Below are 11,261 nucleotides of genomic sequence, written 5' to 3'. Positions count from 1 at the left end.
CCCCAGAAAGACTGTCACAACGGTGACAGCAACGGCCACACACTGTGAACGCCTCCCCCGAGCAGCCAACCAGCAGTCCTCATGCCGACCAGACTTCCCGGCGCACCGCGCACTACCGTAACAGGCCCCGTGGGCGCCAGCGCACCTACGCCTCCTTGACGCGAAAAGCACGCTTTCCTGACGGCCGGGGGAGTGCGGGCTCATTTGAGCGGGTCGTGGCCCCAGTTCATGAGCGAGTAGCGCCACCGGCTCTCCGTCACGTCGCCGGAGGGGCGTTGTGCCAGGTGGCGGTGGATGTAGCCGATCACCTTGGCCATGTGGGCGTAGTCGCCGTCCGACCGGTCCGCCTTCCCGCCGCGCAGCAGCGCGATGATCTTCCGGCCGGACTCGTGGCCCACCGACTCGCCGCCGTCGCTCTTCTGGCCGACGGACTTCGACTCGTCGGTGGCCAGCCAGTGCTCCAGTTCCTTCGCGGTCATGTTCACGGCCTTGCCGAACTCGTCCGCGACCGTCTTCCTGTCCTCGCTCACTTGCCGCCCCTTCGCAGCGCCGACGCCTTGTGCACGGCCTTCTTCCCGCTGCGGCCACGTGCGGCCACGTGCGGCCACGTGCGGCCACGTGCGGCCACGGCGCGTCCGGCCTCCCGCCGCAGCTACCCGCAGCCAGGAACGGTCAGCCCCAGGCGCCGCAAGCGTTTCTTTACCGGAGCGGACGCCGCCGGCCCCGACCCGAGGTGCCGGTGCCGGTGCGGGTGCGGGTGCTGGGCGAGGTCTCCGGGAGGGCGTCCGGGAATGTGGCACGGTAGGGGACATGTCGGATGAGCTTCCCCTGCCCATGACCGTCGACGAGGCCATCGCCGCCGAGCAGGCCGGCCGGCGCCTGAAGTACCTGTTCTTCTGGGGTCACCAGCCCGCCCGCGACGGCGGCCCGGGATCGGGTTGCCTGAGCCAGTGGTGGCCGGTGACCTTCACCGAGGACGGGCACACCTACGCCTCGGCCGAGCACTACATGATGGCGCACAAGGCGTGGTCGTTCGGGGACGACGAGCGCGCGGCCAAGATCCTCGCGGCGTCGCACCCGGGGGAGGCCAAGAAGCTCGGCCGCACCGTACGCGGCTTCGACGAGGCCACCTGGGGCGCCCACCGCTTCGACATCGTGGTACGCGGCAACGCCGCCAAGTTCGGGCAGACCCCGCAACTCGCCGACTACCTGCTCGGCACCGCGGGCCGGGTCCTGGTGGAGGCGAGCCCGCAGGACCGGGTGTGGGGCATCGGCCTGACCGCCCACAACGAGCGCGCCGCCTCCCCGGCGACCTGGAAGGGTCTCAACCTGCTCGGTTTCGCCCTGATGGCCGCCCGCGCCCGCCTCGCCCGCCGATAACCTCTGGGCGCCGGAACGTATCTGCTACGTTACGTTCGGTAGCCAAGTCCAAGGAGGTGTGACGATGGGAATACTGCCGCCCCTGCTTGACGCGGCCAAGTCGGAGACGCTCGACCTGCCCAAGCAGACGCTGACCGAAGCCGAGCAGCAGCAGCTCGACCAGCTGCCTTCCGACGGTGACACCACGTGAGCCGTCCCCAACAGGCTTTCCGATCGCCGAGGGGGTGGGAGCAAGCCGGCCCCCACACCCTCGACGGCGGTGAGCGCACCGTCCCCCTCGCCGAAGCCGAGCGCCGCGCATACCAGGCGCTGACCCATCTGGGGCTGTCGGCGCACCTGACCGATCTGGGCGCCGGGGGCGATCCGACCGCCTGGATGTGCGAGCTGCGCCATACCGGCGGCCACCCGGCCGCGCCGGCCGCCCGCGTCGGCGGCAAGGGCGACGGCGAGGCCGCCCGGGGCTGCGGCAAGGGTGACGGTACGGCCGCCCGGGGCTGCGGCAAGGGCGACGGCGAGGCCGCCCGCGTCGGCGCGCTGTACGAAGCCCTGGAACACCACCTGACCGGCCCGGCCCGCTTCGACCCCGCCCACGTCCACCTGATCAGGGCCGCCGACCTGCTGGCCGGGCCGGTGGCCGGCGAGGCCGCCGCCACCGTGCTCGCCGGCCTGGGCGACACACCCGTCGCCTGCCACGCCTACCGGCCACTGCGCCCGGCACCGGGCGGGGCCGAGACCCTGATGGTGCCGCTGGCCCTGTCGGCCCCGCACTACGTCGACGACCCAGCGCTGCGCCACGCCGCCGGCGACGGCTGCGACTACGCGGGCCTGGCCCGCTACAGCTGCAACAGCGGCTCCGCGATCGGTGTCGGCAGGGCCGAGGCGCTGGTCCACGCGCTGAACGAGAGCATCGAACGCGACGCCTTCTCACTGCTGCTGGCCCGCGCCTTCCTGGCCCCGCCCCGCCGCCACCGCCTGGCCGTCGTCGATCCCGCCACCCTGCCCGCCTCGCTGGCCGCCGCCCACGCCCGCGCCGAGGAGGTGCTGGCCGCACGGGTCCACCTGCTGGACATCACCACCGACCTGGGCGTGCCCGCGTACCTGGCCTACAGCCCGCCCACCGCCGAGCGCGATCACCGGCGCGGCGCGGGCGCGTCCCTGTTCGCCCCGTACGCCGCCTGGCGGGCCCTGGCCGAACTGGTGCAGTCAGCCCTGGCCACGGCCGCCCACGCCGGCCCTGTGCCAAGGGTGGACCTGCGCGGGCTGGCCCCGCATCCGGCCCTGTACGCCTGCGGCCACTTCGACCTCACCCCGCACCTGGCCCACGCCCGCCAGGCCCCGCCGCTCCCCGCGGAAGGCCCGGCCCCCGACGGCCCGGCCACCCACCTTGACCACCTGACCAGGCTGCTGACCGCCACCGGCCATCGGCCCTACCACCGGATAGCGGCCGAACTACCAGGTGACATCGTGGCCGTGCACACCTATGTGCCGGGCCTGGAGCGCTTCATGCTCATCACCCAGGGCAACCTCATCCTGCCCGGCGCCCGTGCCCGCGCCGCCGCGGCCTGCGGATCCCCTCAGGACGGGTAGCGCAGATAGCCGGGCGGCACGTGATCCACCAGCCAGACGCCGTTGTCGCTGCGCAGGAACGTGTGCCCGTCGGCATGCATCACCCCGGCCGCCACCACCAGCACCACGGGCACGCCCCGCCGCGCCCCCACCCGCGTGGCCGTCTGCCGGTCGGGCGACAGGTGCACGTGGTGCCGGCTCATCGGCCGCAGCCCCTCCTGCCTGATCGCCGCCATGAACCGCCCCACCGTGCCGTGATAGAGCATCTCGGGCGGCTCCACCACGGCCAGGCCGAGGTCCACCGGCACCGAATGCCCCTGACTGGCCCGGATGCGGCCGTCGTCGATCGTGTAGCGCCGCTTGTCGTTGGCCGCCACGACCTCCCGCAGCTCCTCCGCGGTGATCGCGAACCCGTGCTCGCCCGCGGCCCGCAACAACTCCTCCACCCGCACCCAGCCACCGGGGTCGAGGGTGAGACCGATGCGCTGCGGATCGTGCCGCAGGTGCCGGGCGAGGTATTTCGAAATGCGCGTCATGCGCCGCTCATCCATCACGACCCATGGTGCCGTGCCGGGCCCGCGCCGCCAACCGGATCAGGGACGGGGCTTGGTGTGTCGTTGGGGCTCGGGCGGAACGGGGCGGGTAAGGGCCGGGCATGGAGAGCCTGGTCAGAGCGCCCGAAGCCACCCAGCCCCCGCGGCGGGAGGTCGACGTCGAAGCGTTGCGCGTGCTGCTGGAAGAGGCAGTGGACGGTGAGGTGCGGTTCGACGCGGGCAGCCGGGCCGCCTACGCCACCGATGCCTCCAACTACCGGCAGGTGCCGATCGGCGTGGTGGTGCCGCGGAGCCTCGACGCGGGGGTGGCGGCGGTCGCGGTGTGCCGGGGGAGGGACGTGCCGGTTCTGTCGCGGGGTGGCGGGACCAGCCTGGCGGGGCAGTGTTGCAACGCGGCGGTGGTGATCGACTGGTCGAAGCACTGCGGGCGGGTCGAGGCCGTGGAGGTGGCGCGGCGGCGGATCACCGTGCAGGCCGGGGCCGTGCTGGACGCGGTGAACCATGTGCTGGCGCCGGACGGGCTCATGGTCGGGCCCAGGCCGTCCAGCCATCCGACGTGCACGATCGGCGGCATGATCGGCAACGACTCGTGCGGGGCGTCGGCGCAGGCGTACGGGAAGATGGCGGACTCCGTACTGAGGCTGGAGATCCTCACCTACGACGGCGTGCGCGCGTGGGTGGGGCCGACCAGCGAGGAGGAGTTCGCGCGTATCCAGGCCGGGGGCGGGCGGCTCGCCGAGATCTACCGGCAGGTGCGCGACCTGCGCGACGACACCCTGGAGCTGGTACGCACCCGCTTCCCCCGGCTGGAACGGCGGGTCTCCGGCTACAACCTGGACCAGCTCCTGCCCGAGAACGGGTTCAACCTGGCCCGCGCCCTCGTCGGCAGCGAGGGCACCCTGGTGACCGTGCTCCGCGCCGAACTGGCCGTGGTGCCGGCACCGGCCACGCGGTCGCTGGCCGTGCTCGGCTTCCTCGACATCTTCACCGCCGCCGACGCCGTGCCCGCCGTGGCCGCGCACCGGCCGCTGGCGCTGGAGGCCATGGACGAGACGATGTACCGGCTCGCCCGCGCGGAACACCCGGACGACCCCGCGCTGCGCGACCTGCCCGCGGGGGCCGGGTGGCTGCTGGTGCAGTTCGGAGGGGACACGGCCGAGGAGGCGCGGGAGAAGGCCGAGACGATGATGCGCGACGTGTGCAGGAGCGACGGCAGGCCCGCGCCGACGCACGCGTTCCTGGGCGACCCGGCCAGGGAGGACCAGCTGTGGCGGCTGCGGGAGTCGGGGCTGGGCGTGGAGGCGTACCCGCCGACGGGGCGGCAGACGTACGAGGGCTGGTCGGACGCGGCCGTCCCGCCCGAGCGGCTCGGCGCGTACCTGCGGGACTACGACCGGCTGCGGCGCCGCCACGGCTACCGCGACTCCGCCCTGTACGGCCACTTCGGGCAGGGCTGCGTGCACGGCAGGCTGCCCCTCGACCTGCACACCGACGACGGGATCGCCACGTACCGGCGCTTCGCCGAGGAGGCCGCCGACCTGGTCGCCTCCTACGGCGGGTCGTTGTCCGGGGAGCACGGCGACGGGCAGGCGCTGGCCGAACTGCTGCCACGCATGTTCGGCTCGGCCGTGGTCGAGGCGTTCGGCCGCTTCAAGGCCATCTTCGACCCCCGCGACCGGATGAACCCCGGCAAGCTCGTCCACCCCCACCGCCTGGACCAGAACCTGACCCAGCGGCACTTCTACCCCCTCGAACCCCGGCACACGTTCTTCGACTACCCGGACGACCACGGCCGTTTCGGGCACGCCGCCACTCGCTGCGTGGGGATCGGCAAGTGCCGGAAGCAGACGTTCGAGGGCGGGGTGATGTGCCCGAGCTACCGGGTGACGCGGGAGGAGGAGCACTCCACGCGCGGGCGGGCGCGGTTGCTGGAGGAGATGGCACGCGGTGAGGTGATCACCGACGGCTGGCGGTCCAAGGCCGTCCGGGACGCGCTCGACCTGTGCCTGGCGTGCAAGGGCTGCCGGGCCGAGTGCCCGGTGAACGTGGACATGGCCACCTACAAGGCGGAGTTCCTTGCCCACCACTACCGGCGCCGGCTCAGGCCCGCCGCGCACTACTCGATGGGCTGGCTGCCTCTGTGGGCGGCGCTCGCCTCTGGCGCGCCCGAGGCGGTGAACGCCGTCACCCACCTGCCGGTGCTGTCGCGGCTGATCAAGGCCGCCGCCGGGGTCGCCGCGCGGCGGGAGCTGCCGAGGTTCGCGGAGGAGCGGTTCACCGACTGGTTCAAACGGCGCGGGCCTTCCCCGTCCGGCACACGGGGGCACGTGGTGGTGTGGGCGGACACCTTCACCAACAACTTCGACCCGCGCGTGGGGCGGGCGGCGGTGAGCGTGCTGGAGGCGGCCGGGTTCGAGGTGCACGTCCCGCCGGTGGCCCTGTGCTGCGGGCTGACGTGGATCTCGACGGGGCAGCTCGGGGTCGCGCGGCGGGTGCTGGGGCGCAGCGTGCGGGCTCTGACGCCGTGGGCCGAGGCGGGGGTGCCGGTGGTGGCTCTCGAACCGAGCTGCGCCGCCGTCTTCCGGTCCGACGGGCCCGAACTGCTCAACACCCCGCAGACGCAGCTCCTGTCCTCACGCACGCTCACGCTGGCCGAGCTCCTGGAGCGACGCGCGCCCGACTGGCGGCCCCCGTCGACCGGCGGATCGGCGGTGGCGCAGGTGCACTGCCACCAGAGCGCCATCATGGGGTACGACGCCGACCGGGCCGTGCTGGAGCGCTTCGGGATCCGCACGAAGGTGCTCGATTCCGGGTGTTGCGGGCAGGCCGGGAATTTCGGGTTCGAGCGGGAGCACTACGACGTGTCCGTGGCCTGCGCCGAGGAAGGGCTGTGGCCTGCGGTACGGACCGCGAGGGAGGAGGACGCTCTCCTGGCGGACGGCTTCTCCTGCCGCACCCAGATCGCCGCCTCCGGCACCGGCCGCCGGGGCCGCCACCTCGCCGAACTCCTGGCCACCGCCATCTCCCGCCCAGGCGCCACCGCATAACCGCACCGCCTCATGAGATCGGCGTCTCCGGAAGAGGACGCTCAGCGAGGAAAGCGGCGCGGTCAGGCGTCGAGGCTGAGGGACAGTCGTCTGGCCAGCCCCGTGTTGCGGCGGTGGCCGAGCCGGTGGACCGCCAGCTCCAGCGCCTCGCGCTGCCCCACCAGCACCACCCACGCCTTCGCCCGGGTCACCAGCGTGTACAACAACTTCCGCCGCAACATGATCCCCCCGGACTCGGCCACGACGGGCGCCACCACGAAGGGATATTCGCTGCCCTGCGACCGATGCACGCTGATCGCGTAGGAGTGCGTGAGATCGTCCAGCTCGTCGAACCCGTATCGCACGCTCTCCCCGTCATCGGTCCTGATCTCGACCATCCGCTCCTCCCGCACCACCGCCGTCACCGTCCCCGTCTCCCCGTTGAAGACCCCTTTGTCGTAGTTGTTGCGGATCGGCATCACCCGGTCGCCCACCCGGAACACCGTGGCCCCCGACCAGTGCTCGGCCTTGTCGTCGGCGGCCGGGTTGAGCTGGTCCTGGATGAGCCGCCCGAGCGCCGTGGCGCCGGTGTCGCCCTTGCGCATCGGGCAGAGCACCTGCACCTGCCCGGGCTCGACGTTCTGCTTGCGCGGGATCGCCACCATCGCCAGGTGCGCCACCCGCCGCGCCACCTGCTCGGGATCGTCGAGCTCCTCGAACCAGAACCCGCCCCCGCCCGGCGTGGCCGGGATGCGGCCGGCCCGGATGCGGTGGGCGGCGTCGATGATGCCGCCGCCGCCACCCGCCTGGCGGAAGACATGGGTGAGCTGGACCCGTGGGATCGCGGTGGCGCGCAGCAGGTCGGCCAGGACGTCGCCGGCGCCGATGCTGGGGAGCTGGTCGCTGTCGCCGATGAGGAGCAGGTGGCTGCCGGGCTGGACCGCCGCGGTGAGCCGGGTGGCCAGGTGCAGGTCGAGCATGGACGCCTCGTCCACCACGATCAGGTCGGCCTGCGAGGGCCGCTCGTCGAACAACGTCTCCGGGTCGGGGTCGGGCTGCTGGGCGAGCATGCGGTGCACGGTCATCGCGGGCAGCCCGGTCAGCTCCGACAGCCGCTTGGCGGCCTTGCCGGTGGGGGCGGTGAGCGTCACCGAGCCGCCCGCCGCCCGGACCGTGGTGGCGATGGACCTGACCGTGTGACTCTTGCCGCACCCGGGACCGCCGGTGATGATCGAGAGAGTGCTGGTCAGGGCCATGGTGACGGCGGCGCGCTGGTCGTCGTGCAGGTCCGGGTCCTCGCGGAAGGCACGCAGCGGCAACGTCGAGCGGGCCTCCATGAGCCGCGTGAGCTGGGCGGTGAGCGCCACCTCGCGGCTGTGCACGTGCTTGAGGAAGGCCACGGTCTGTCCACCTGGCTGCCCACTCGGCTGCCCTCCCGGCTGCTCCGGCGCCGCCTCCACGACCACCCGCCGCTCGGCCGCCAGCGCGTCGACCATCGGCCGCACCAGCTCCTGCTCCTGCTCGATCAGCTCGGCCGCCTCCCTGACCAGGGTGGACACCGGCACGAAGCAGTGCCCGTCACGGCTGCCGGCCGCCTCCAGCCGGTCGAGCAGCGCCGCCTTGACCCGCTGCGGGCTGCGCTCCGGCACCCCGGACTGCAGCGCGATCTTGTCGGCGATCCGGAACGCGATGCCCCTGACCTGCCCGATGAGCCGGTAGGGGTCGGTGGCCAGCACCTCGTCGGCGTCCCGCCCGAACACCTGGTAGATCTTGGCGGCCAGCAGCGGGCTGACCCCGAGCCCCTGCAACGTCACCATCAGCGCGGCGATCGCCTTCTGCTCCAGCCACGCCTGGACGATCTGCCCCTGCCGTTGCGGCCCGATGTTGACGACCTCGGTGAGCCGCTCGGGCTCGCCGTCGATGACCTTGAGCGTGGCCTCGCCGAAGTGCTCCACGATCGCCTGCGCCAGCCGCGGCCCGATCCCCCTGATCAGCCCCGACCCCAGATAGACGCGGATCGCCCGCACCGACGACGGCGCCACCCGCTCGCACGCGGTGACCGCGAACCGGCGCCCGTAACGCGCGTGCCGCCCCCAGTCGCCGAACAGCCGCAGCGTCTCGCCCGGCTGCACCGCGGCCAGCGCCCGCCCGGTGGCCACGAAATCGGGCTCGCCGTCGGCGCTCATGCGCGCGACGGTGTATTCGTCCTCCCGGACGTAGACGAGCTGCTCGACGGACGCCTCCACAGGAGAGATCCAACCATCCGTCACCGACAAACGGTTCACATGGCCGTCGGATACGTCTCCGGTTCCGTGTCGCCCCAGGGCTCGCCGTGCAGGGGATGTACGGCCCTGGTCTCGTCCAGCCAGAGGAAGGCGTCGTAGCGGCGGCCCACGACCGTGGGCACGTAGTTGCCCCAGCGTTCCTGCTCCGGGTGGTACACGACGCCGATCGCCCGGTGCCCCATCGGCTCGTCGTACCAGTCGGCCCGCAGGCCGGGCGGCGGCACCAGGAACAACGCGTCCTGCTCTGGCAGGGCCTCGTGCAGGAACGCCTCCAGCGAGGCCGGCCGCGCGGGCGGCACCCGCATGACGTGGTGCTGCCCGCCCCACCGGTCGCCGGCCACCACCGTGCCCCGGTGGCTGCCGAACCCCACCAGCACCACGTCCTCGTGGTGCCGCTCGCGGGCGAGCTGCCCGAGGCTGGTCATCCCGGCGGCGGCCATGTCGGTGGCGCGGGCGTCGCCGATGTGCGTGTTGTGGGCCCACACCACGCCCTTGGCCTCGTGGTGGTCGGCCAGCCGGTCGAGGGTGTCGGCCATGTGGACGTCCCTGATGTTCCAGGAGTCGGGGCCGCCGCGCACCATGGCCCGGTAGTAGCGCTCGGCCCCGGCCACGACCTCGGCGTTCTGCCGCACACCGAAGCCGCCCGTGCCGGACACCGCGGCCAGCAGGCTCACCACCTCCTCCTCGCAGCTCTCGGGGACCAGGCGGGCGGCCAGGCCGTACTGGCGCGGGTCGTGGCCGTGGGACTCGAAGCAGTACAGGGCCTCCATCACGGCCTCCATCCGCTCCGGCAGGTGGGCGGCGGCGTAGTGGCGGACGGCGCGCAGGGAGTCCCAGAGGCTGTAGACGTCCAGGCCGTGGAAGCCGCAGCGTTCGCCGGGCGGGCGTTCGGCGTTCCAGTCGCGCAGCCAGCGGCAGAAGTCCACGACCTCCTCGTTGGCCCACATGAACGTGGGCCAGCGCTGGAAGGAGTACAGGGCGTCGAAGGGGTCGGTGCCGGCGGTGACGGACTGGTTGACCCGCTCGCAGTCGGGCCAGTCGCCTTCGACGCCGACGAAGCCGAAGCCCTTCTCGGCGATCAGGCGGCGGGTCAGCTCGGCCCGCCAGGCGTAGAAGTCGTGCGTGCCGTGGCTGGCCTCGCCGATCAGCACGAACCTGGCCTCACCGACGCGTTCGAGCAGCGGGCCCAGGTCGCCGGGGCCGGTGAGCGGCAGCGCCGCGCGGCGCACCTCGTCGGCGTTGGTCATGAGTCCTCCTCGGCGAGGGTGCTCAGGCATTCGCGGGCGAGCTGGAGCTCCTCGCGTACCTGGACCACCAGGACGGGTACGGCGGCGTCGTTCGCGCTCACATGCCCGTCGTCGTGCCGGTTCCCCAGGACCGGCGGCCGGACGCCGAGCAGGCCGAGGCGGCGGCAGACGGCCTCGCGCACCTCGGGCTGGTCCCAGCCGATCTCCCCGGTGAACACCAGCGCGTCGATCCGCCGCAAGGAGGTGGCCGCGGCGGCGATCTCGCGGCTCACCCGGTGGGCGAACACGCGCAGCGCCAGCCCGGCAGCCTCGTCGCCGTTCCGCTCGGCCGCCACCAGCTCCCGCGTGTCCCCGGAGCGGCCCTGCGACAGGCCCAGCAGCCCGGAGCGGCGTTCGAGCCCCTCGCCCAGCTCCTCGACCGACAGATGGCCCTGCGACAGCAGCCACAAGAGCATCCCCGGATCCACGCTGCCCGAGCGCTTGCTCATGGGCAGCCCGTCCAGCGGCGTGAACCCCATCGAGGTGTCCAGGCTGCGGCCGCCCGACACCGCGCACACCGAGCAGCCGCCGCCCAGGTGCGTCAGCACGAGGTCCAGCTCGGTCAGCGGCCGGCCGAGCAGATCGGCCACCCGGTCGGCGGCCCAGGCGTAGGACAGGCCGTGGAAGCCGTAGCGGCGCAGGCCGTACCGCTCGCGCCACTCGTGCGGCAGGGCGTAGACGGCGGAGGTGTCCGGCAGATCGGCGTGGAAGGCCGTGTCGGGGCAGAGCACGTGCGGCACGGCGGGCAACTCCTCGCGGGCCGCCTCCAGCAGTGCCAGCGCGGGGGGCAGGTGCAGCGGCGCCAGGCTGGTGAGGCCGCGCAGCGCCGCGACGGTCTCGTCGTCGGCCACCGTGGGCGCGCGCACCACGTCGCCGCCGTGCACCAGCCGGTGCGCCACCGCCCTGACGTCGCGGTCGAAGTGCCCGCCGAGGAAGGCCGACAGCTCCTCCCCGGCCGAGCCGGGGTCGATCGCACGTTCGGAGCGCACGCTGTCCAGCACGCTGCCCCCCTGTACGAGGTCCAGGCGCAGGCTCGAAGACCCGGCGTTGACGGTGAGTATCGCCGCCTGCTCCGCCGTCTGCTCGTCCATGGCCCGGCCCATGCCCGCCCGGCTACCCCCCAAGATGCCCACAAAACAGACACCGCAAAACGGACGCCACGGC

The 11,261-nt window shown here is 73.1% G+C and carries 9 protein-coding genes; 4 read left to right on the top strand and 5 right to left on the bottom strand.

Annotated elements, in window-relative coordinates:
* Positions 1-200 precede the first annotated feature (200 nt).
* Positions 201-530 carry a DUF3140 domain-containing protein gene (locus ACFPZ3_RS21195; protein WP_379515905.1) on the bottom strand — a complete coding sequence of 110 codons (330 nt, stop codon included), beginning with the start codon at positions 528-530 and terminating at the stop codon, positions 201-203.
* A 280-nt stretch (positions 531-810) separates the two neighbouring features.
* Here ACFPZ3_RS21195 and ACFPZ3_RS21190 point away from each other — a divergent pair, with 280 nt between their 5' ends.
* The 3 genes from ACFPZ3_RS21190 (at position 811) to ACFPZ3_RS21180 (ending at position 2,967) form a co-directional block, all read left to right on the top strand.
* Positions 811-1,380, top strand: a complete 570-nt coding sequence (locus ACFPZ3_RS21190; protein WP_379515904.1) for an NADAR family protein — start codon at positions 811-813, stop codon at positions 1,378-1,380.
* A 64-nt stretch (positions 1,381-1,444) separates the two neighbouring features.
* Positions 1,445-1,570, top strand: a complete 126-nt coding sequence (locus ACFPZ3_RS21185; RefSeq protein ID WP_379515903.1) for a hypothetical protein — start codon at positions 1,445-1,447, stop codon at positions 1,568-1,570.
* Positions 1,567-2,967 carry a YcaO-like family protein gene (locus ACFPZ3_RS21180; RefSeq protein ID WP_379515902.1) on the top strand — a complete coding sequence of 467 codons (1,401 nt, stop codon included), beginning with the start codon at positions 1,567-1,569 and terminating at the stop codon, positions 2,965-2,967. Before ACFPZ3_RS21185 ends, ACFPZ3_RS21180 begins: the two co-directional genes overlap by 4 nt.
* Here ACFPZ3_RS21180 and ACFPZ3_RS21175 read toward each other — a convergent pair.
* On the bottom strand, positions 2,955-3,482 hold the full coding sequence (locus tag ACFPZ3_RS21175) for an RNA 2'-phosphotransferase (protein ID WP_379515901.1): 528 nt from the start codon (positions 3,480-3,482) through the stop codon (positions 2,955-2,957). The genes ACFPZ3_RS21180 and ACFPZ3_RS21175 overlap by 13 nt on opposite strands.
* Before the next feature lie 119 nt (positions 3,483-3,601).
* Between ACFPZ3_RS21175 and ACFPZ3_RS21170 the strand changes: the two genes are divergently transcribed.
* Entirely contained in the window at positions 3,602-6,547 is a 2,946-nt protein-coding gene (locus ACFPZ3_RS21170; protein ID WP_379515900.1) for an FAD-binding and (Fe-S)-binding domain-containing protein, read from the top strand.
* 62 nt (positions 6,548-6,609) lie between these two features.
* Here ACFPZ3_RS21170 and recD2 read toward each other — a convergent pair whose 3' ends face one another.
* Genes recD2 through ACFPZ3_RS21155 form a run of 3 tightly spaced genes read right to left on the bottom strand, consistent with a single transcriptional unit; the run spans position 6,610 to position 11,188 of the window.
* On the bottom strand, positions 6,610-8,796 hold the full coding sequence (gene recD2 / locus ACFPZ3_RS21165; RefSeq protein ID WP_379515899.1) for an SF1B family DNA helicase RecD2: 2,187 nt from the start codon (positions 8,794-8,796) through the stop codon (positions 6,610-6,612).
* Positions 8,797-8,807: 11 nt separating this feature from the next.
* Positions 8,808-10,058 (bottom strand): erythromycin esterase family protein, encoded by a 1,251-nt coding sequence (locus ACFPZ3_RS21160; RefSeq protein WP_379515898.1) that lies wholly within the window; start codon positions 10,056-10,058, stop codon positions 8,808-8,810.
* Complete coding sequence (locus tag ACFPZ3_RS21155) at positions 10,055-11,188, bottom strand: acetate/propionate family kinase (protein WP_379515897.1); 1,134 nt, start codon at positions 11,186-11,188, stop codon at positions 10,055-10,057. Before ACFPZ3_RS21155 ends, ACFPZ3_RS21160 begins: the two co-directional genes overlap by 4 nt.
* Positions 11,189-11,261: the final 73 nt, after the last annotated feature.

It is taken from the genome of Nonomuraea insulae, from assembly GCF_042656245.1.
This window is presented reverse-complemented; position numbering and strand designations above follow the sequence as displayed.

Excerpts from the sequence above, each read along its gene's own strand:
- ACFPZ3_RS21190 (WP_379515904.1), top strand. The coding sequence starts at position 811 with ATGTCGGATGAGCTTCCCCTGCCCATGACCGTCGACGAGGCCATCGCC.
- ACFPZ3_RS21185 (WP_379515903.1), top strand. The coding sequence starts at position 1,445 with ATGGGAATACTGCCGCCCCTGCTTGACGCGGCCAAGTCGGAGACGCTC.
- ACFPZ3_RS21175 (WP_379515901.1), bottom strand. The coding sequence starts at position 3,482 with ATGACGCGCATTTCGAAATACCTCGCCCGGCACCTGCGGCACGATCCG.
- ACFPZ3_RS21170 (WP_379515900.1), top strand. The coding sequence starts at position 3,602 with ATGGAGAGCCTGGTCAGAGCGCCCGAAGCCACCCAGCCCCCGCGGCGG.
- ACFPZ3_RS21160 (WP_379515898.1), bottom strand. The coding sequence starts at position 10,058 with ATGACCAACGCCGACGAGGTGCGCCGCGCGGCGCTGCCGCTCACCGGC.
- ACFPZ3_RS21155 (WP_379515897.1), bottom strand. The coding sequence starts at position 11,188 with ATGGACGAGCAGACGGCGGAGCAGGCGGCGATACTCACCGTCAACGCC.